The sequence below is a fragment of the Romboutsia sp. LXY-2 genome (assembly GCF_056171995.1).
In genome coordinates, this window is sequence record NZ_JBKFGI010000004.1 from 52491 (window position 1) to 73567 (window position 21077).

At 28.8% G+C, this 21077-nt stretch carries 19 protein-coding genes; 13 read left to right on the forward strand and 6 right to left on the reverse strand.

Annotated elements, in window-relative coordinates:
• The first annotated feature begins 117 nt into the window (after positions 1–117).
• The 6 genes from ACI48P_RS08540 (at position 118) to mtnN (ending at position 4899) form a co-directional block, all read left to right on the forward strand.
• Positions 118–471 (forward strand): hypothetical protein, encoded by a 354-nt coding sequence (locus tag ACI48P_RS08540; protein ID WP_475214877.1) that lies wholly within the window; start codon positions 118–120, stop codon positions 469–471.
• 181 nt (positions 472–652) lie between these two features.
• Positions 653–1405: a VTC domain-containing protein gene (locus tag ACI48P_RS08545; protein ID WP_475214878.1), complete on the forward strand. Its 753-nt coding sequence runs from the start codon at positions 653–655 to the stop codon at positions 1403–1405.
• Positions 1399–2076 carry a DUF4956 domain-containing protein gene (locus ACI48P_RS08550; RefSeq protein WP_475214879.1) on the forward strand — a complete coding sequence of 226 codons (678 nt, stop codon included), beginning with the start codon at positions 1399–1401 and terminating at the stop codon, positions 2074–2076. The genes ACI48P_RS08545 and ACI48P_RS08550 overlap by 7 nt, the downstream gene beginning before the upstream one ends.
• A 166-nt stretch (positions 2077–2242) precedes the next feature.
• Positions 2243–2914: a response regulator transcription factor gene (locus ACI48P_RS08555; protein ID WP_475214880.1), complete on the forward strand. Its 672-nt coding sequence runs from the start codon at positions 2243–2245 to the stop codon at positions 2912–2914.
• 1 nt (position 2915) lies between these two features.
• Positions 2916–4133, forward strand: a complete 1218-nt coding sequence (locus tag ACI48P_RS08560) for a sensor histidine kinase (RefSeq protein ID WP_475214881.1) — start codon at positions 2916–2918, stop codon at positions 4131–4133.
• A 169-nt stretch (positions 4134–4302) separates the two neighbouring features.
• The gene (gene mtnN / locus ACI48P_RS08565; RefSeq protein ID WP_475214882.1) at positions 4303–4899 is read left to right on the forward strand and encodes a 5'-methylthioadenosine/S-adenosylhomocysteine nucleosidase; all 597 of its coding nucleotides are present in this window, start codon (positions 4303–4305) and stop codon (positions 4897–4899) included.
• A gap of 223 nt (positions 4900–5122) precedes the next feature.
• On the opposite strand, the gene ACI48P_RS08570 is transcribed toward mtnN, so the two are convergent.
• On the reverse strand, positions 5123–7036 hold the full coding sequence (locus ACI48P_RS08570; protein WP_475214883.1) for a carbohydrate-binding domain-containing protein: 1914 nt from the start codon (positions 7034–7036) through the stop codon (positions 5123–5125).
• Between the two features lie 176 nt (positions 7037–7212).
• Positions 7213–7533: a (2Fe-2S)-binding protein gene (locus ACI48P_RS08575; protein WP_475214884.1), complete on the reverse strand. Its 321-nt coding sequence runs from the start codon at positions 7531–7533 to the stop codon at positions 7213–7215.
• 280 nt (positions 7534–7813) lie between these two features.
• On the opposite strand from ACI48P_RS08575, the gene ACI48P_RS08580 reads away from it, so the two are divergent.
• Positions 7814–9100, forward strand: coding sequence for a transcriptional regulator (locus tag ACI48P_RS08580; RefSeq protein ID WP_475214885.1), 1287 nt, complete (start codon positions 7814–7816; stop codon positions 9098–9100).
• 168 nt (positions 9101–9268) lie between these two features.
• Here the strand turns inward: ACI48P_RS08580 and ACI48P_RS08585 are convergent, their stop codons facing one another.
• The 3 genes from ACI48P_RS08585 to ACI48P_RS08595 form a co-directional block, all read right to left on the reverse strand.
• Positions 9269–10582 (reverse strand): amidohydrolase, encoded by a 1314-nt coding sequence (locus ACI48P_RS08585; RefSeq protein WP_475214886.1) that lies wholly within the window; start codon positions 10580–10582, stop codon positions 9269–9271.
• 99 nt (positions 10583–10681) lie between these two features.
• The gene (locus ACI48P_RS08590; RefSeq protein ID WP_475214887.1) at positions 10682–11152 is read right to left on the reverse strand and encodes a hypothetical protein; all 471 of its coding nucleotides are present in this window, start codon (positions 11150–11152) and stop codon (positions 10682–10684) included.
• Positions 11153–11170: 18 nt separating this feature from the next.
• Positions 11171–12019, reverse strand: coding sequence for a DUF3100 domain-containing protein (locus ACI48P_RS08595; protein WP_475214888.1), 849 nt, complete (start codon positions 12017–12019; stop codon positions 11171–11173).
• Between the two features lie 523 nt (positions 12020–12542).
• Here ACI48P_RS08595 and ACI48P_RS08600 point away from each other — a divergent pair.
• Both ACI48P_RS08600 and ACI48P_RS08605 read left to right on the forward strand, forming a co-directional pair.
• The gene (locus tag ACI48P_RS08600) at positions 12543–13280 is read left to right on the forward strand and encodes a glycerophosphodiester phosphodiesterase (protein WP_475214889.1); all 738 of its coding nucleotides are present in this window, start codon (positions 12543–12545) and stop codon (positions 13278–13280) included.
• 9 nt (positions 13281–13289) lie between these two features.
• Positions 13290–13670 carry a DUF6483 family protein gene (locus tag ACI48P_RS08605; RefSeq protein WP_475214890.1) on the forward strand — a complete coding sequence of 127 codons (381 nt, stop codon included), beginning with the start codon at positions 13290–13292 and terminating at the stop codon, positions 13668–13670.
• Positions 13671–13811: 141 nt separating this feature from the next.
• Here ACI48P_RS08605 and ACI48P_RS08610 read toward each other — a convergent pair whose 3' ends face one another.
• Positions 13812–14594: a nitroreductase family protein gene (locus ACI48P_RS08610; RefSeq protein WP_475214891.1), complete on the reverse strand. Its 783-nt coding sequence runs from the start codon at positions 14592–14594 to the stop codon at positions 13812–13814.
• A 255-nt stretch (positions 14595–14849) separates the two neighbouring features.
• Between ACI48P_RS08610 and ACI48P_RS08615 the strand changes: the two genes are divergently transcribed.
• The 4 genes from ACI48P_RS08615 to ACI48P_RS08630 all read left to right on the forward strand — a co-directional run bounded on the left by ACI48P_RS08615 (position 14850) and on the right by ACI48P_RS08630 (position 21070).
• The gene (locus tag ACI48P_RS08615) at positions 14850–15518 is read left to right on the forward strand and encodes a TetR/AcrR family transcriptional regulator (RefSeq protein ID WP_475214892.1); all 669 of its coding nucleotides are present in this window, start codon (positions 14850–14852) and stop codon (positions 15516–15518) included.
• 82 nt (positions 15519–15600) lie between these two features.
• A complete protein-coding gene (locus ACI48P_RS08620) occupies positions 15601–17664 on the forward strand; it encodes an efflux RND transporter permease subunit (protein ID WP_475215037.1) in 2064 nt (687 codons plus the stop codon).
• A gap of 29 nt (positions 17665–17693) precedes the next feature.
• The gene (locus ACI48P_RS08625; RefSeq protein WP_475214894.1) at positions 17694–19559 is read left to right on the forward strand and encodes a hypothetical protein; all 1866 of its coding nucleotides are present in this window, start codon (positions 17694–17696) and stop codon (positions 19557–19559) included.
• 173 nt (positions 19560–19732) lie between these two features.
• A complete protein-coding gene (locus ACI48P_RS08630) occupies positions 19733–21070 on the forward strand; it encodes a hemolysin family protein (protein ID WP_475214895.1) in 1338 nt (445 codons plus the stop codon).
• Positions 21071–21077: the final 7 nt, after the last annotated feature.

The following is a 21077-nucleotide window of genomic DNA, read 5'->3' on the forward strand; positions in this document are numbered from 1 at the left end:
AATTTTAACAAATTTTGCTAGACTTAAATTTAGTATTGTGCTAAAATAAATACCGAACACACATTCGTTATTCTTATTAAGATTAGTCTTTGGAATAATAAATTAAGGAGAGTAAAGATGACAGAGCTAGCATTTGATAAAGATGAAAAAAGCAAATTAATTTATAAAATTACAGAAATAGTTGAAAGATTATTAGCTTGTGATGAGAACCTAAAAGCTAATGGGAAATTTATTTATATTCAAGATAGTAAGATAGAACATGAAGAATCTATATCGCAAGAGTACTTGAAGAAGCATCCATTTATTGACTCTTTTAGACAAGATGGAAACTTTAGAAATAGCTTAACTATAAGTTCAAGCACAGGAATATTTTATGATGCTATATCAGAAAATAGAGAAACTTATAAATTAGTTATAAAAGAAGAAAACAATAATGAGATAAATATTATCTTAGAAATAGAGAAAAATTAGAATAGATTAAATATCCCCATATTTAAATGAATTAGTAAAAATTCAATTAAGTATGGGGATATTTTTAATTAATCACCTTTGTACAAGTTCATAAAACCTACACATAAATTTAAGATAGCTTTAAGGTTTAATTTATATAATTATCTCATAAAGACAGGCGTAAATAGATAGGAGGAGTAAAATGGCAATTAAATCTTTTAAGCGTTATGAGAAAAAATTTATACTAAGCCAGGAGCAGTATGATTCTCTATTACCAAGACTTTTCGAATACATGGAACCTGACAAATATTGTAAAGATGAAAAAAATTACACAATATACAACATTTATTATGACACAGAAGAAAGTGATGTAATAAGACATTCTATAGGAAAGCCATACTTTAAAGAAAAGTTAAGAATTAGAAGTTACATGATTCCCAAAAGTAGAAATGACAAAGTATTTCTAGAGCTAAAAAAGAAAATAAATGGAATAGTAAATAAAAGAAGGGTAGTTCTTACCTTAGACGAAGCTACTAAATTTGTAGAATTTGGACAAAGACCAGTGACTAAGGACTATCTAAATGAACAAGTAATAAATGAAATAGAATATTATCTAAAAAATAATAAAGTTCATAAAACAGTATACATTGGCTATAGTAGAAAAGCATTCTTCTCAATAGATGATAAAGAATTTAGATTAACCTTTGACTCAGAAATATTAGCAAGAAGAGAAGATTTATTTTTAGAAGGTGGTTACTATGGAAAAAACATTTTAGGAGAAGAAAGATATCTAATGGAAGTTAAAATCCTAGGTGCAATACCAATATGGTTTACAAAAATACTATCAGAATTATCAATATACAATACACACTTTTCAAAATATGGAAATGAATATATAGAGTATTGTAGAAATACACAAAATAAGAAAGTAAGAGGGAGAGTAAAAGTATGTTAGAAACAATAATATCATCAACAAATGGGGAGTCATTTACACTTGTAAATGCACTTATAGTCATAGTCTCGGCAATAATATTAGGACTTGTTATAAGTGTTTGTTATATGAAGACTAGTAAAAAGACTATAGATAGTTCAAACTTTACAATAACTCTAGTAATGCTACCCGTAGTTATTGCAATAATAATCTTATTGGTTGGGAACAATATAGCAAGAGCATTTAGTTTAGCAGGTGCATTTTCAATAATTCGTTTTAGAAGTGCACCAGGAGAGCCTAAAGATATAGCTTATGTTTTCTTTACACTGGCAGTAGGCTTGACATGTGGTATGGGATACATTGGATATGCTGTAATAGTTACTATAATATTATGTTCTGTAATGTTTGTAATAGATATTACAAAATTCGGACAGCCTAAGCATAAAGCTATGCAACTTAGAATCATAGTTCCAGAAGACTTAAACTATGATGGAGTTTTTGAAGAAATATTAAATGAGTATACTAATTCTTGGCAAATACAAAGAGTAAGAACTAGAGATTTTGGCGCTTTATTTGAGCTAAGTTATATGATAAATATGAAAGCTGAAAGTGACCAGAAGAAGTTTATAGATGAGTTAAGATGTAGAAATGGAAATCTAAACATAACACTTACATTAGCCGGAATAACCGAATAAGTCAATTATAAGAGGTTGTAGCAAATTGAATTTACTGTTTAATCGACGTTTCGCTAGACTAAACAGTAATTCAAAATATTGTTACAACCTCTTAGTTTGGATTGGAGATATGTGATAAAATAGATTAAAAATAGATAAAAATGTAAATTATAGGATGGGTGATGATATGAAGGTACTTTTGGTAGAGGATGAGGTTCAATTATCTGAGGCTTTAAGTCATATTCTTATTAAGTATAAATATAGTGTGGATGCTGTTCTAAATGGTGAAGATGGTTTAGAGTATGGTTTAAGTAACATTTATGATGTGATTATTTTAGATATAATGCTACCTAAGTTAAGTGGTTTACAAGTTCTAAAAATGTTGAGAAATAAGGGAATTTCAACTCCTATAATTTTACTTACTGCAAAGGGTAGTGTTGAGGACAAGATAACAGGATTAGATTTAGGCGCAGATGATTATCTAGCTAAGCCTTTTGCGCCAGAGGAACTTCTGGCAAGGTTAAGAGCTTTAACTAGAAGAAGAGGAGAAATTATTAATAACAATACATTAGAGTTTGGAGATGTTAAGTTAAATCTTACGACTTATGATTTGGAAGTGGGAGAAAATTCTATTAGACTTACTGCTAAAGAATTTGAGCTACTTAAGTATTTTATGGATAGGCCAAAGGCGATTGTAAGTAAGGATGATTTAATTACAAGGCTTTGGGGATTTGATTCTGAAGCAGAGTACAATAATATAGAGGTGTATATTTCATTTATTAGAAAAAAATTATCTTATATAGAATCTAAAGTAAAGATTACCACTATTAGAAGAGTAGGGTATAGGTTGGAGGAGTAGTATGTTTGAAAAGCTTAGGCGAAAATTTATTTTTATAAATATGGGTTTGTTGACTATAGTTTTTTTATGCATTTTTGGAGTAATATTCACTGTAACTGCAGTAAATCTAGAAAGAGACATGCTAAGGTCTTTGGGAGAGATAATTGGATTTGAAGACCATTATAATGGAGGTCCTGCACCTAAACGCAAGCCTAATGACAACTCAATAATAGTAGAATTAGATACAACCGAAAATATTGCTAAGGTTTTTAAATCAACATATTTAGATGTGGATGAAGAAATTTTACAATCTTCAATAGATAAGATAATAGATAGTAATGAAGAAAATAGCAAAATAAATATAGATGGCACAAGCTATTCATATTTAATGAAAACTACTTCATATGGAATAAAGATTGCATTAATAGATAGGACTTATCAACAAAGTCTATTAAGCGGTTTATTAAGAAGTTTTGTTGCTGTAGGTGCTTTAAGTTTAATAGCTTTATTATTTATTAGTATATATTTGACTAATAAAAGTATTAAACCTATTAAAGATACATTTGAAAAGCAAAAGCAATTTATTGCAGATGCATCACATGAATTAAAAACACCTTTAACTATTATTAAAACCAATACATCATTAATACTAAGTGAGCCAAAAGAAACGATAGAGAAGCAAAGAAAATGGATAGATTATATTAGCTCCCAGGCAGATAGAATGTCAGAGTTAGTTAATGAAATGCTATATTTAGCTAAACTAGATGTTGAGGAAAATAGAATTAAGTTACTACCAATGAGTATTAGTAAGACAATAGAAAGTACATTACTTGGATTTGATGCAGTAATCTATGAAAATAATATAGCATTAGAAACGAATATAAGCGAAAATATAGAAATAAATGGAGATAAAGAAAGTATAAAAAAGTTGTTTAGCATTTTAATAGACAATGCAATAAAACACAGCAATAAAACTGGGAAGCTAACTATTGATCTATATTCAGAGAAAAATAAAGTTAAGCTAAAAGTAAAAAATACTGGAGAAGGTATAGAGAAAGAGTACTTAGATAAAATATTTGAAAGATTCTATAGAATTGATAACTCAAGAGTAAGAGAAACAGGAGGCTATGGATTAGGATTATCAATTGCAAAATCAATAGTTGAACAACATAAAGGTAAAATATATGCTCAAAGTAACGTAGGAAGTGATACAACTTTTATAGTTGAACTTCCAAAATAAATAAGATTCTATAGAGAGACATATTAATGTCATATCTTATGATTTTTTTACAATTTGTATTGCTTATCGCCATTAAAAATTAAGTGGTTAGTAAAAAGGATTTTAGGTAATTTGAATATAATATAATAAGAAATTTAAATATAGTATAGATAGGATTAGAAAAAGGGGGATGATAGATTTGAGAACTATAGGGATAATAGGTGCTATGTCTATTGAAATAAATCTAATAAAGGATAATATAGAAATAATAGAAGAAAAAGAATATGCTGGTTTTAAATTTTACATAGGAAAGAAAGAAAACATAAGTATAGTAATAACATCTTGTAGCATTGGGAAGGTAAACTCAGCAAGCTGTACACAAATATTAATCGATAAATTTCAAGTTACGCATATAATAAATACTGGAATTGCAGGAAGCTTAAATAAAGATGTTAAAATATGTGATATTGTTATTTCGGATAAAGTAACTCATCATGACGTTCGTAAAGAACAAATGCAAAGATGGCATCCTAATAAAGAATATTTTGATGCGGATAGATTTTTAATAGATACAGCTATAAAAGCATACAAAAAAATGAATTTGTATAAATACAATTACCACTTTGGAAAAATTGTAACTGGAGAATCATTTGTTTCAGATAGAATGTTAAGGGATTTGATAATTAAAGAGCATTCTCCTCATTGTGTGGAAATGGAAGGAGCAGCTATAGCACAAGTTGCTTATATGAATAAAATACCATTTCAGATAATGCAGATGGTGATATGAATGAGTATAATAATTTTGAAAAGATAGCATCAAATAACTCAGCAAATTTGGTATTAAATATTTTAGACTTATTAAATTACATGGATGTTTAAATTTATAATTTGATATCCTTTAAGATAGCAAAAGTTTCAATATGGATAGTGTACCTTAGAGCTTAAGCCATTAAGTAACTAAGGTACACTTTTTTATATCAGGGGGTATAAATATATCTGAAAAATCTTGTCTATTGAGCAGTAGGAGGTGTCATATTAGGCATAGTACCCATAGATCCTTTACCACCACTTGGTTTAGTACCAGGATTACCTATTCCTCCAGGGTTGCCCATACCACCAGCACTTACTCCTGATTGAGTAGCACTATTTGAAACTCCTGACACAGTAAAGTTTGCAACTTCAGTTCCACCGCTATATTTACCATCAGTATATAACCCATTATTATTAGTACCAGTAGATTCTCCGCCAGTTGATACTACATAAGAAGTATTATCTTTTAATTGCGGTGAGCAAATAACAACAGATTGATAGGCTTTTGGAGAAGCAAAAGTAATTATATCCTCACCAGAATCTGATTTAATATTTACTAAAGTATTAGCTTCCTGAGAAGCCACAGTTATATTTACAGCATTTTGGGTAGAACTTTGACTTACAGATTGAGCCATTCCTGAACTACCTGCAGCAATTAGTAAACCTCCACTAACATTAAAAGTACCGTCATAGTCTAGTGCCCCATTACCATTGTTTGTTGGACCATTAACTATTACTGTACCATTAGTCATAGCTATAGAACCATTTGAATCTATACCATCACCGCTTGCGTCAACTAAAAGATTACCACCGTTAATAGTAATTGAACCGTTAGATGAAGAAGCAAATCCATTTTGACCAGGTCTACCATTAGTAGAAGAGCTATCATTTCCTCCAGCAGCATTTATACCATCATCACTTGCTACAACACTTATATTACCATCATTTATAGTTATTGTTTGAGCTTCGATGCCTTCATATGACTTTTGGATATCTATAGTACCACTGTTTATTTCAAGAGATGAATCCGCATGTATACCATCATCATCAGAAGAAGCAGATATACTACCATTATTAATACTTATAGTATCATTTGAATGTATAGAGTCATCAGAAGAGTCGATATTAATATTTCCACCATTAATAGATATATCGTTAGTAGCTTTTATACCCTTAGCACTTGTAGAGTCTGATTCTTCAGAATCTGTAGTTGTAGTTTGAGGATTTTCACCTGGTGCCTTCCCCAAATTACCCCAAGTACCATCTTTAGACGTGCTTGCATTAGCATTACCGCCACCAGTATTTATGTTTATATCACCACCATTTATTATTACATTGTTTTCAGCTTGAATTCCGTCTTGTAAAGCAGTAATATTTAAGTTACCGCCTTCAACTATTATATATCCTTTTTCAGCTTCTTCAATATTTGTTGATTTCATGCCATCTTCTTGAGCATTTACAGTAACATTTCCGCCAGATATAGTTATAGAATCCTTACCACGTAAGCCATCACCAATAGCATCTACAGAGATATTACCTTCTTTAATTTTAAGATCATCCTTACTTGTTATTCCGTTGTTGTAGTTTGCACTTACCTTTAAAGAACCATTACCGATAATTGTTAAATCATCCTTACTAAATATAGCTGCATTTGGCTCATTATTAGTTTCGTCTTCTAAAACATAATTACTTCCATCAGTAATAGCATTTTCAGTATTATCAGCTAAAGCTATTATAGTTTTATTTGCACTTTTTACATATATTGGAGCACTATTTGATGAAGTAATATTAGCGCCATCTAGAAGTAAATTTACTTGGTCTTCTTTAGATGCTTCTACTATTATTTGACCATCTGAGCTTTTTCCGCTAATGCTATAAGTACCAGCAGATTTTATAACGACCTTATTATTTTCTACAGTTGCGCCATTTCCTTCAACACTAATATTTGTTCCAAGTTTAATATAAGTATCAACTTCTCCAATACTTTCTATTTCTTTAGATTTTGTTATAACTTCATTTGTACTAGTATTTGTTTCACTGATATTTTTTGTACATCCAGATACAGTTACACAAAGTGATAAAACTGACATCATTAAAATAAGTTTCTTGTTCATAATTTTCCTCCTAATTTACAGAACAGCTAACAAGTAGTTAAGTTTGTACTAGCTGATAAGCAATTATTTATGAACTAATAATATCAATAGAAGCTTAAAGTAATCTTAAAAATAAAAAAATGTACCTATTTAATTTTAAATTTAAAAATTAAATAGGTACATCTTATAATCGATTATTATCTTTTTATATCTATTACGTTTTGAACAAGTGCCTTACATCTACCGCAACCTGAACCAGCCCCAGTTACTTCAGCAACCTTTTCAGTTGTATCAGCACCATTTTTAACTGCATTTACAACATCTTCTAAAGAAACATTCTTACATCCACAAACAGATGCTAATATATTTTCTATTTCACCAGCACATCTACCGCATCCAGTAGCAGCACCTGTCATTTCTTTTATCTCATCTAAAGTTCTAGCACCTTGTATCATTGCCTTTCTTATATCTATGTAACTTACTTGCTTGCAATGACATATTATTCTATCTCCAGCCATTTTAAATCTCCTCTCATGTTAAATATTCTCTATAATTATAATACCCATGATATGGATATGTAAACAATTAAAATATAGGTATAAAAAAAATAAAATCTATATAAAGAATATTTTTTGCTATTATATTACATTTTATGTTTATTTTAATTAACTTAGACAAAAATAAAGATACATTAATTTAGTAAATAATTGATAATATTTAACATATTAAAGGATACAAAAATTAAAGGATATAGTATAATTTTACATGTGGAAAGATGTATGCACAACGGAGGGTATTATGAAGTTAGGATTAGTAGGTCCAAGTGACTCGGTTAATAAAATTGGGAAGGACTTAAATGAAATTGACACCAAGGTGGAAATAAAATCATTTATTAGGGAGAGGGTAGTAGACTCTATAGAGGTAATAGAGGAATGTGAAAGCCAATGTGATGCAATACTGTTTTCTGGTGTTGCAGTATGTGAATTTGTAAAATCTAAATACAATATTACTAAGCCTTACGCCTTTGTAGACAGAGGTGGAAGTAGTATTGCAAAAGCTTTTTGGAAAATGAAAAATGATAATCTTAATCTAAATAAATTTAGCATAGACGTTGTAGACAATGAAACTATTGATGACATGATAGATGAATTAGAAGTAAAACCAGAAGCAATGTATTGTCTACCTTTTTCAATGAATATTAACGAAATGGAATATGTAAACTGGCACATTAATTTGTATGAAAGAAAAGAAATAGATGTTATTATTACAGGTTTTGGAGCAGTATATAATGAACTAAAGAAAAGAAACTACCCAGTTTATAGATTACAAGCTACAAAACCATTAGTTAAGGTTAGTTATAATAAAATAAAAAGTGAATGTGCATTAAGCAAAGCACAATATTCTCAAATTGCGGTAGAAATATTAAGCCTAGACCATAGAAAGGATAATACAGAAAGTTATTATTCTGATATGTTAAAAAGGACTGAGGTAGAGAAGTACATAGTAGAATATGTTAGAGGAGTACAAGGTTCTTTATTTTCTTTTGGAAGAAATGAATTTGTAATCTTTGCTAATAAGGGAATGATAAGCCAAGAATTAAATTATAGCAAACTATCTTCATTAAAAAAGGAAATTAAAAACATTGGATTTACATTAAGTGCAGGTATAGGTATTGGACTTACATCTTATCAAGCAGAGACAAACGCACGAAAGGCATTAAGAAGATCTCATGATTCAAAGGGTAATGATGTGTTTCAAGTTGATGAAGAAGGAAACTTAAAAGGTCCCCTTGGATCTCAATTTGAAATAAGCTATCCGCTGTTATCAGCAGATGAAAATATTATGGATATTTCACAAAAAACAGGCTTAAGCTGTGAATCAGTATTAAAACTAAAATCTTTAAATGAAGCAAGAAAAAGTAAGATATATGACTCAAAAGAACTGGCAGACTGTTTAGATGTTAGTGAAAGAACAGCTAGGCGTATTTTAAAGAAAATTACTGAAGCTAATTTAGGTAGAGTTTTTGCCAAAGAGAGTAGTAGTGGAACAGGAAGACCTAAGAGTCTTATTGAACTATTATTCTAGATAAGTTTATTAAAAACATAAATTAGAATATATTTTAATATTAAATTAATTTAAAATAATAAAAGGGGGGAAAGCTCAATATGAACTTTCCCCATCTAAAAATGTGTTAAATAATTTGGATTTCTATATTTTAAATAATTTTTAGTTTTTTTAGTAATTTATGGTTAACTATATTGTTCTATCGTATTTAGCTAAGAATCCTAAGTATTCTTCTTTAGTCATAACTGGTGTGAAATCTGCTAATATTTCATTTGCTTCTTTAGCACCATCGAATAATAAGTCAACAACTGTCATTGCCATAGATTTAGCAGGAACTATATAAGCTAAGTCTTCATCAATTATTTCGAAATCTCTAGTGTGAAGAGCTCCCTTAACTCCACCTACCATTGGGTGTAGAGTAGGCATTAAGTGAGATATATCACCGAAGTCAAATGACCCTGTGAAGTCTCCACCATCTACTATCTTTTCACTTTCTATTCCTAATTCAACTAAGTTGTTAGCGAATAAGTTATCCATACTTTGGTATCTAAGTATTGGTAAGTATCCTGGTATTTCAGTTAATACAACTTCAGCACCAACTGCAGTTCCACCAGCTATTAAAGCTCTATTTATTCTTTCGCTTGCATCTATCATACCATCTATAGTTCTAGCTCTTACATATGATTCCATTTGAACATCAGCAGGAACAACGTTGACTATATCTCCAGCTTTAGTTAAGATAGGATGGAATCTAACTCTTTCAGATTCTTTAAAAGTTTCTCTTAATGCGTTAACATTGTTTATAGCTAACATTGCAGCGTTTAATGCGTTTATTCCGTCATATGGTGCAGAACCAGCATGAGCTTCTTTACCTATAAATTGAACTTTTTTTCCTATAAATCCGTTACTTTCTGGTCCAACTAAAGCTTTGTTTTCTCCCATGTCTAAAGAGTGGAACATCATTGATAAATCAATATTGTCAAAGTATCCTCTCTTAACTAATTCTTGCTTACCACCAAAATAAGTTATTTCACCTTTATCTTTTAAAGATTGTCTGTATTCTAACTCTATAAATTCTTCAGCAGGAGTAGCCATGAAAGATACTTTACCATCAAGAGAATCTAAAACTCCACTTTTAACTAAACCTAATGCAGCACCTAACATACCAGCTATTTGTATATTGTGTCCACATGTGTGAGAAGCTCCTATATCATTTGAATCTTTATGTTCTTTACAAGATATGCCATCAAGTTCTCCAAGTATAGATACATGAGGACCTTGTTTTTCTTCATTAACTACAGCTAAACATCCAGTTACTGCTATATTTTCTTCAACATTTAATCCTAAGTCGTCTCTTAAGAAGTTAGCTACAGCTTGAGTTGTTTTATATTCCTTGTATCCGTATTCTGGAGTATGGTATATTCCACGTCCTACCTCTATTATATGTTCTCTGTTTTCATCTATTGTTTTGATTATTAAGTCTTTTAATTGCTCTTTTGTCATTGTGAAGCCTCCTAATAAGTTATAAGTCTATATTTTTATGTTTATTTATAAAGTTGGTGAGCTATTATTAAAGCTCACCAATAAATTAAAAACCATTTATTATATTACACCTTGCATCTTTAATACTATATGTCCGATTGATGCACAAGCGAAGAATATTGTAGTGAAAACTACTAGAGATATAACAACTATCTTCCAAGACATCTTCTTTAAATCTTCAATTTTATTACCAACAGATATACCTGCAAATGCTAAAAGTGGAGTAGTTATTGCCATAAAGTTTATGTTTGCTACTTGAGCATTAAAAACATCAGATACTGCATTACCAGGTATACTTAAAGCTAAACCTATTAATGTTGCAAATCCGAAAGCTGGGAATATTGATTTTGGGAACATGTCCTTTAACATCATTGCTACCATTGCTGCTGCTATCATTATTAACATACCTGGAAGAGCAGTAGTTATAGCAACACCTTTACTTATATATTGACCAATTAGTATCATAGCTCCAACTATTAACATTACTACTAATTGATATGAACTTTTTTTGAAATTTAAATTTCCAAACATATTTTGCACCTCTCTTTATTATGCTGCTTTTCTATTGTTAGAATTATTTTTTCTACCTAATTTTGGTTCTAATATAGCGTATAGCTTATTAGTAAATGGTAGAGTTATGAACACTAAGAATATTAATCCAGTTAAACTAGACATCATATTACTTGTTGCACCGTAAGATAATATTGTATCAACCATAGCAGGATCTGCTGCTATTTGAGGAACTTTTGTAAGTGCTGCTGATGCTGCAGTCATCATACTTCCACTACCAACACCTGTTGCCATACCTAATGCATATGGATGAAGTCCTGTGTATATTGATACTGAACCTAATATTGAGAAGTATATAGTTCCTATAACTGTTCCCATTAAGTAAGTTCCAAGAACACCACTTCCTTCTGGAGAGTTTATTCCATACTTTTCTGATATTACACCTAATGAAGTCTCACGGCTTATACTTGAACAAGCACCAATTGCTTCTCTTTTAAATCCAAATAATAAAGCTAGGGGTAATGCTACTATCGGAGCTAATATATGACCAAACTCTTGAGCTAAGAAAGCAGGTCCTGCTTCTATTATTTTTGCAAGATTTGGACCAACAGTAGATCCGTACTTAATACCTAATAATACAAGAGCTATACCAACAACATCTCCTGCAATATTTATTTCTTTTTCTCCGACACATTCTTTTAGTGCCTTAATTTTTTTACCTAATAAATCTGGTGTTATTATGATACCAATTATAACTGCATATAACATTGGGAATAATACAAGTGCCACAGGACCTATGTTAATTGTATACTCACCGATGAATTCACATACTACCACTATAACAAAAGCAGTAAGCATTAACTTAATAAGATTTTTTTTGTTTTCCATGTTGCCTCCTAAAATAATGAATAAAATAATGAATAAATAATTTTTACATCTGTGAAAATGTTTACCTAACTTATTTAAATATAGTGAATACGTTTTTCCTTATAAACTTATGTATTCACTTATTATTATTTAATATTTAGATGTGGATTCACTGATGTATGTTTTTGTCATGTCTGAAACATGACCTTAACTAGATGATATATAATTATTAAAAAAATGTCAATAAAAAATAGTGAAAAATGTTTAGAGTCGAAGGAAAATGGGTAAGTGAGTCGAAAAATAGCATATTTATCCTAGTGAATTTATTTATCTAGAATAAAAGAAGATGACTAAGTAGTATTAAAATAATGAATAATAATATAACTATTGAAGTAATGTGTAATTTGTATTTAAATAATAATAGATATAAATTACATAAAATGAGATACAATAAAATATCTTTATCTTAGCCATAAGAAAATTTATTAAATTAAGCTTTAAATATTAATTAATAATGTTTAAGGTAACAAAATAAGGGGGCAAAATGAAAATTATTGCACATAGAGGAGCTAGCGGATATTATCCTGAAAATACCTTACTAGCTTTTAAGAAAGCATTAGAAATTGGTGTGGATGGTATAGAACTAGATGTCCATAAGTCAAAAGATGGAGAATTAATAGTAATACATGATGAAGATGTACAACGCACTTTTAGTGGAAAAGGGCAAGTTTTGGACAAAACATTAAAAGAGCTTAAAGAATATAAATGCAGAAATTTTGAATTTAAAAATAACATAGAATGTACAATACCAACTTTAAGAGAAGTTATTGAACTAATAAAAGATGAAAATATTCTTATAAATATTGAAGCTAAAACAGATGTAATTCATTATGACTTAGAAAATGATATAATAAAGCTAGTAGAAGAATACGATCTAAAAGATAAGATACTGATATCTAGTTTTAACCATAAAAGTATAAGCAAACTAAAAAATATTGATAATAGTATTGATTATGGAGCACTATATTATAGCAAAGAAGATTATAATCCAGAAGAAAATATAGTAGACCATGGTAAGAAAATTGGTTTATATAGCATAAATGTAAGCAATAGTTTAGTAAATAAAGAAATAGTAGAACAAGCACATAGGGAAAATATGAAGGTATTAGTATATACAGTAAATTCACCAATAGAAATGAAAAAAATGATAGAATGTAACGTAGATGGTGTATTTACAGATTATCCCGAACTAATGAAAGAAATCTTAGAAGAGAGAAATTAGGAGGCTAAAGTGGCAATTAAACAAGACTGGTTACTTAGAGAAATAGAAAATCTTGTACAGTTTGTATCAAGATTTATGTTTAATAAAGATTTTATAAACTATGAAATAAATGATTTAATTAATAACTCAGAGTCAGATTTATTATTTAAAGAAATTATAAGGTTATTAGAAAAAAATAAAATCTGTGAAGCTGAAAATTTAATATTTAAAAATATTAAAGAAGAAAATTTAGAGTATCTTAAGCTAGCTATAGATTTTTACACTAGAATTAACGAATTTAGTGATGAACAATTAGCAATTTGTAATTTCTCAAGAGATGAAATTGTTGAAGGACTAAAAGAAATTCTTGAAATATATGGAGTACCAAGTATTGGACTACTTAATATATAAAAAATAACCTGCTTATATTTATAAGCAGGTTATTTTTTATATATATCCTTATGTTAGATTATATACTATTGTATTATATTTTTTATCTTTCATATTTAACATAGTATATCAAGAAATAATATTATTTGTATGTATTAAATTTTAACCTTTAATTTTTCCTGTAAAATACTTAATACATTCTTTAATTGATCTATTCATTTCAATAGAAAAATCTGAGCTTGTTTTTCTCATATAAATTAATTGACCATAGTTCTTTGCATTAAAAGGATTGGTTTTAGGCATTTTATCTTCCTTAACTTTAAACATTTCCTTTAGCTCATCGTCATTTAATGATTTATATTTTTCATCAAATACTACATGTTCCATATTAAATCTATCAACATAAACTCTTTTCATATTTTCAGGATAATATCCTAAAGTAATCATTGCAGCAGGGAAGGTATAATCAGGTAAATTTAGAAGCTCTTTATGTATTTCATAGTTTTCCATAATATCACCTATATAACAACTTCCAATACCTAAGCTTTCAGCTGCAATTACAGCATTTTGACAAGCAATAAGTGCATCATTAATTGATAATATTAAATCATTCATTCCTGGAGGGGTAACTTCTCTATTGTTTTCTTTTGCTATTTCATCAACATTACATACCTTAAAATAATCAAACCATTTTTGAACATCAGCCAAAAATATTAATACTACTGGAGCTTTTGCAATAAAAGGCTGATTATCACAAGTTTTACTTAAAGTTTCTTTCGTTTTTTCATCAGTAATTTTTATTATTGAGTACATCATCATATTACCTGCAGTTGGAGCTTTAATTGCACTATTAAGAATAATATCAAGATGTTCTTTAGGTATTTCTCTGTGACTATATCTTCTAAGAGATACTCTTTTGTTAATTGTTTCTATTGTGTTGTTCATAAAAAATCTCCTTTACTCATGTATTTATCAAAATATATTATTAATTTCTTTTAACTATAGTCCTTTTCCTTTAAATATTTCGATGATAATTTTTTAGAAATAATAAGATTAAAATAATAATTAAAAAACATAATGTGAAATTAAGGTAAATAGAAAGACTTAGTTAGATTTTAAGCTTTTGTTTATTGACAAAATATGGTTATAGGACTATGCTAAATACAAATAAGAAATTTATAAAGTTAGGAGGGGTATTTTATGGACTTGGAAAGTAAAGATAATCTTAGAGATTTAATAATTCGAAAATCTTCTCGGTTGTTTGTAGAGCAAGGATACAAAAACACTACAATAAGGCAGATTGCTGAAGCTTGTGAGCTAGGAAGAGGTCATTTGTATTATTATTTTAGAAAAAAAGAAGATATAGTCTTATATCTTTACAAAGATCTTATTGAGAATATATATTCATATATCAGTAAATTAGATAGTAACAATAATCCTCTAATTAGTTATGCTATTATACAAAGTATATATATAAAATCTATAGCAACTAATAAAGAATTATTCAGAATGTATATAGAACTTTCAAAAGTAGATTCAGTAAGAAATGAATATATAAAAATCTTAAGAGAATTACTAGTAGAAAAAATTCAAGAATTACATTATGAAGAAAAACGATTTACTGAAAAGGATACAAACCTAAGTATTATTATTGGCTCAGCAGGGGAAGATGAGCTACTAAGAAGATTCTACAAAAAAGAAACAGAATTAAGTTTGGAAGAGATTATTGAAAGTACAATAAGAACCAGGTTGCTACTATTAAACATTTCTCATAAGGAAGTTAATGAAATAATAATTTATTGTGAGAATGTAACAAAAAATATGGATATTAATAGTATAGTAAAGAATATTAATTATGTAGAGAGATAAAGGAGATATCTTTCTATGAATTATATTGGGCGCGCCTAAATATAATATAATTTGGGCATGCCTAAAAAGGGGGGATATTGAAATGAGAGGATTATCCAATCAAATTGCACGTAAAAGTAAAATAATACTTCTTGTTGCAATAGTTTTATTAGTACCAGCAGTATTTGGATATTTTAATACTAACATTAATTATGACATCTTAAGTTACCTACCAGATAACCTATCAACAACACAGGCAGAAAAAATACTAAAAGAAGACTTCAACTGTGGATCACTAGCTATGTTAATAGTTGAGAATATGGATAATAAGGATGTATCCAAATTAAAAGAAAAAATTAAAAAAGTAGATGGAGTAAATGACGTAATGTGGGTAGATGACCTATCAGACATTACTGTGCCTAAGGAAATGCTACCAAAGGAAGTTACAGATTTATTGTATACTGATAATTCTACACTAATGATTATTAAGTTAAGTGAAGGGTCAGCTAATATTAAAAGTTTAAATGCAGTTGAGGAAATTAGAAGTATAACTGGAAAACAAGCATTTTTAAGCGGGATGGCAAGCATTATCAAAGACACAAAGGATATATCAGATGATGAAACAAAACTATACGTAATAGTTGCAGTAGTTTTAACATTATTAGTTTTAATGTTAACTACAGAATCATATGTTACACCATTTATATTCTTATTAAGTATTGGTATGGCAATTATTTTTAACTTCGGTACAAATATCATCTTCGGAGAAATTTCATATATAACAAAGGCACTCACAGCAGTGCTACAACTTGGTGTTACAATGGATTACTCCATATTCTTGCTTCATAGATACGATGAAGAGAGAGAAAAATATGAGGACCATATTGAAGCTATGGCAAACGCAATTTCAAATACTGTAGTATCTGTTCTTGGAGGTTCAATGACCACTATTGCAGGTTTCTTGGCACTATGTGCGATGGACTTAGCATTAGGAATGGATATGGGGTTGGTTATGGCAAAAGGGGTATTAATCGGTGTTATTTGCACAATAACAGTACTACCAGCTTTAATACTTATATTTGATAAACCAATTCATAAATATACACATAAACCATTTTTACCAAAATTCAATTGGACATCAGATTTTGTAGTAAAACATTATAAAAAATTAGTTATTTTTTTCATAATTTTATTAATACCTGCTTTTTATGGAAGTAGAAATGCAAAAGTATATTATAACCTAGATGAATCACTACCTAAAGATTTACCTTCAATAGTAGCAACAAACAAATTGAAAAAAGATTATAACATGAATAGTACAAATATCATATTAGTAAGTGACAAACTAGGTAGTTATGAAATAGATAAAATGATAAAAGAAATAGAAAATCTTGATGGTATAAACTCTGTTATAGGATTGGAGAAATATGTAGGTCCAGCAATAGCTCAAGATATAATACCTAATAAAATACTAGAAGCAGTAAAAGCTGGTGGATATGAACAAATAATCGTCAACTCAGAATATAAAGCAGCATCTGATGAAGTCGGAAAACAAATAGATGAAATGAATGCTATTGTCCAAAAATATGATAAAAATGGCTTAATAGGTGGAGAAGCACCTTTAACTTATGACTTAATCAAAATAGCAGATAAGGACTTTAAAACGGTAAGTGCAGTTTCTATTATAGCAATATTTGTAATAATCTCATTGCTATTTAAATCAGTATCAATACCAGTTATTTTAGTAATGACAATAGAGGCAGCAATATTTATCAACTTGGGCATACCTTATTATACTGGAAAGATAGAACCATTTATTGCATCTATAGTTATAGGAACAATTCAGCTTGGAGCAACAGTAGACTATGCAATATTATTAACATCAAGATACCAAGAAGAGTTAGCGATAAACAGCAATAAATTTGAAGCAATGAAAAAATCTATACAAAGCAGTTCTAGGGCAATAGTTACAAGTGCACTTTCTTTCTTCTCTGCAACTATAGGAGTTGGAGTTATTTCTAAACTAGAAATGATAAGCTCTCTTTGTAGTCTAATGTCTAGGGGAGCGATTATAAGTATGTTTATGATAATCTTTATACTTCCTGCTATTTTATTAGTTTCTCATAATGGAATATTAAAGACTAGTAAAAACTTTATTAAAAGATAAATGATAAAAAATTAAAGGAGATGGGGCTCATGAGAAAAATTAATTTACCTAAAAAATCAATTGCATCATTAACAGGATTAATGATACTTTTTAATACAGGTGTATCATTTGCAGATGTAAATAAAGAGGAAACGGTATATTCAATACTAGATAGCAATGGAAATATTGAAAAAACAATTGTTTCATCATGGATAAACTCAGATAATAAGTTAGGTGAATTTAAGGATATTAGCAATCTTACAAATATTACTAATGTTAAGGGAGATGAAAAGCCAACTATTAACGGTAAGAATATAGATTGGAATGTTAACGAAGAAGATTTATATTACAAAGGAGAAAGTAACCAAGAACTTCCTATTAATGTACAAATAAAATATGAACTTAATGGTAAAGAAATAAAACCTGATGAGCTAAAAGGTAAGTCTGGTAAATTTAAAATAACTATAAGCCTCATAAATAACGAAAAAAGAAAGTGTACTATAAATGGAAAAGAAAGAGAATTATATGTACCATTTTTAACTGCAACAGAAGTATTGTTTAATAGAGAAAATGTAAAGAATGTAAAAATAAATAGTGGTGAATTAATTGATGATGGTAAAAATTGTTCAATAACTTTTGCTTCAAGTCCAGGATTAAAAGAATCGCTAGATTTAGATGAAGAATTTAATAAATATATAGATTTAAAAGATACATTAGTAATAGAAGGAGAAGCTACAAACTTTGAAGCACCAACAATTATGCTTGCTGCAACACCACAATTGCCAGAATTACAGGGGTTAGATGAAAATTCAACAATAAATGATTTATCTAAGGTGTTAGATGATTTAAACAATGGATCAACACAATTATTAGATGGATCACAAAAATTACTAAATGGAAATAATGAGCTTAACACAAATTTTGTAAAATTTGATAAAGGTGTAAAATCAATAGATGAAGGAACAAATAAACTAAACCTAGGAATTGATAAGCTTATAAACTCAACTCCAACTTTAGAAGCAGGAGCAAAGAAGCTTAGTCAATCACTAACTCAACTAAGTGATGCACAAAATAAGTTCTGTGAAGGTGTAAAACAATATGTAGCTAATAGTTCTCAATTAAATAGTGCATACTCTATGATCAAAAAAGGAATAACTGACTCTTATGCAGGAAGTACACAAGTATTAAAAGGACTTGGTCAAAGTAATTCAGGGTTAGACGCACTACTATCATCAACAAATAACATTGATGATGCCTCAAGTAAATTAAATAGTATTGCTAATTCAGTATCAAGCACAAATCCAGAGTTAGCAGCACAACTAAATGAAATATCTCAAGGATTAACTCAAGTATCACAAGGACAAAAAGGTGGTATAAATAATATTAAATCAGGTATGTCAGGATTATATGGTGGAGTAAATAATTTAAATATTGGACTTGGGAAATTAAATGAAGGTTCAAATACTTATGCTAGTAACTTTAATAATTTAGTAAATGCTGGTTCAAAATTAACAGCAAACTCTGATCAATTATCACAAGCAGCATTAGAAATAAAATCTGGAGGAGAACAACTGGCAAAAGGAGCAAACGATTTAAATAAAGGGGCTAGCCAATTAGGTGCAGGTAGTAAATCTTTAGCAAAAGGAACAAAAGAACTTAGCACAAATTCTAGTAAACTATTAAATGGTACTAATGACTTAGCGAAAGGTTCAAAAGACTTATATGATGGTGTATATAAATTAAAATCAGAAGGCTTAGATAAAATTTATAATGAAGGAAATATAAAATTAAAAGATATTGAAAATATTATTGATATAAAAGATGAGCTTTTAGATTTATCTAAAGAATATAATAATTTCTCAGGTATAGAAAAAGATATGAATGGTAAGGTTAAGTTTGTTATGAAAATTGGTTAATAGAAAATGAAATCTTTTATTATTATTGAGCTGCTAGTTTTTAACTAGTAGCTCTAATTTTAAAATATAATAATTTTATTTTTTTATTTAATGCACACTTTTCATTAAAAATTCATACATAATACATTAGAAATATGATATAATCTCTTAAAACTATTTTTAAGGAGGAATCAATGAATAATTTAGACGCAGACCCCAGGTCCATCATCCCACAATTAATATTAATAATTTTACTTACGGCAGTTAATGCTTTCTTTGCATCAGCTGAGATGGCTATAGTGTCAGTAAACAAATCGAAAGTTAAAAAGTTAAGTGAGGATGGTAACCTAAAAGCACAATTACTTGAAAAACTAATGAAGGAACCAAGTAATTTTTTATCAACAATTCAAATAGGTATAACTTTAGCTGGATTTTTCTCGAGTGCACAAGCCGCAACAGGAATATCAGGTTATATAACGAAATCTATTAATTCTTTTAACATTCCTTATGCACAGGCAATCAGTGTGATTAGTATTACAATAATACTATCTTTCTTTACTTTAGTATTTGGAGAATTAGTACCTAAGAGGATAGCACTTAAAAAATCAGAAAGAATATCTTTATTTGTAGTAAAGCCAATATATTATATATCATTAATAGCAAAGCCATTTGTAAAAATTCTTTCAGTATCCACTAGTATAGTATTAAAACTTACTGGTAATCATGACATTGATATTGAAGAAAAAGTATCTGAAGAAGAAATAAAAACTTTAATTGCTAAATCACTTCAAGATGGATGTATTGAAGATGAAGAAAAAGCAATGATATCTAGAGTTTTTGAATTTAATGATAAGATGGCAAAAGAAATTATGATATCTAGGAAAGATACATTTATTATTAATATTGAGGATAATATAGAAAGTATTCTAGATAATGTATTAGAGCAAAACTACTCAAGAATACCAGTATATAAGGAACAAATTGATAACATAATAGGTGTTTTATATGTTAAGGATTTAATGATAGAAGCAAGAAAACATGGCTTTGAAAATATCAAAATAGAAAATATTCTTCAAGAACCTTGTTTTGTACCAGAAACAAAAAAAACAGATGAGCTATTTAAATTACTAAAGGAAAAAAGAACACATCTTGCCCTGTTATTTGACGAATATGGAGGTTTCTCTGGGATTGTTACTATGGAGGATTTAGTAGAAGAAATAATGGGTGATATTGATGATGAGTATGATTTAGAAGACTCAGATGTATTAAAAATTGATGACGATAACTTTATTGTAAAAGGCATTTTATCAGTTAGTGACTTCAACGATAAATTTGACATAGATATAGAAGATGGAGAATATGACACATTAAATGGATATTTATTAACTGCCTTTGGAGAAATACCAAAGGAAGGAGCAGAAGTAGAATTAGAGGATATAAAGCTTAAGATTCTGAAAGTAGGAAGTAGAAGGATTGAAAAAGTTAAAGTTGAGTTTTATAATAGATTTCCAGATAATGTTGTAAATGCATAACAAAATG

Excerpts from the sequence above, each read along its gene's own strand:
- ACI48P_RS08540 (WP_475214877.1), top strand. The coding sequence starts at position 118 with ATGACAGAGCTAGCATTTGATAAAGATGAAAAAAGCAAATTAATTTAT.
- ACI48P_RS08545 (WP_475214878.1), top strand. The coding sequence starts at position 653 with ATGGCAATTAAATCTTTTAAGCGTTATGAGAAAAAATTTATACTAAGC.
- ACI48P_RS08550 (WP_475214879.1), top strand. The coding sequence starts at position 1,399 with ATGTTAGAAACAATAATATCATCAACAAATGGGGAGTCATTTACACTT.
- ACI48P_RS08555 (WP_475214880.1), top strand. The coding sequence starts at position 2,243 with ATGAAGGTACTTTTGGTAGAGGATGAGGTTCAATTATCTGAGGCTTTA.
- ACI48P_RS08560 (WP_475214881.1), top strand. The coding sequence starts at position 2,916 with ATGTTTGAAAAGCTTAGGCGAAAATTTATTTTTATAAATATGGGTTTG.
- mtnN (WP_475214882.1), top strand. The coding sequence starts at position 4,303 with ATGATAGATTTGAGAACTATAGGGATAATAGGTGCTATGTCTATTGAA.
- ACI48P_RS08570 (WP_475214883.1), bottom strand. The coding sequence starts at position 7,036 with ATGAACAAGAAACTTATTTTAATGATGTCAGTTTTATCACTTTGTGTA.
- ACI48P_RS08575 (WP_475214884.1), bottom strand. The coding sequence starts at position 7,533 with ATGGCTGGAGATAGAATAATATGTCATTGCAAGCAAGTAAGTTACATA.
- ACI48P_RS08580 (WP_475214885.1), top strand. The coding sequence starts at position 7,814 with ATGAAGTTAGGATTAGTAGGTCCAAGTGACTCGGTTAATAAAATTGGG.
- ACI48P_RS08585 (WP_475214886.1), bottom strand. The coding sequence starts at position 10,582 with ATGACAAAAGAGCAATTAAAAGACTTAATAATCAAAACAATAGATGAA.
- ACI48P_RS08590 (WP_475214887.1), bottom strand. The coding sequence starts at position 11,152 with ATGTTTGGAAATTTAAATTTCAAAAAAAGTTCATATCAATTAGTAGTA.
- ACI48P_RS08595 (WP_475214888.1), bottom strand. The coding sequence starts at position 12,019 with ATGGAAAACAAAAAAAATCTTATTAAGTTAATGCTTACTGCTTTTGTT.
- ACI48P_RS08600 (WP_475214889.1), top strand. The coding sequence starts at position 12,543 with ATGAAAATTATTGCACATAGAGGAGCTAGCGGATATTATCCTGAAAAT.
- ACI48P_RS08610 (WP_475214891.1), bottom strand. The coding sequence starts at position 14,594 with ATGAACAACACAATAGAAACAATTAACAAAAGAGTATCTCTTAGAAGA.
- ACI48P_RS08615 (WP_475214892.1), top strand. The coding sequence starts at position 14,850 with ATGGACTTGGAAAGTAAAGATAATCTTAGAGATTTAATAATTCGAAAA.
- ACI48P_RS08620 (WP_475215037.1), top strand. The coding sequence starts at position 15,601 with ATGAGAGGATTATCCAATCAAATTGCACGTAAAAGTAAAATAATACTT.
- ACI48P_RS08625 (WP_475214894.1), top strand. The coding sequence starts at position 17,694 with ATGAGAAAAATTAATTTACCTAAAAAATCAATTGCATCATTAACAGGA.
- ACI48P_RS08630 (WP_475214895.1), top strand. The coding sequence starts at position 19,733 with ATGAATAATTTAGACGCAGACCCCAGGTCCATCATCCCACAATTAATA.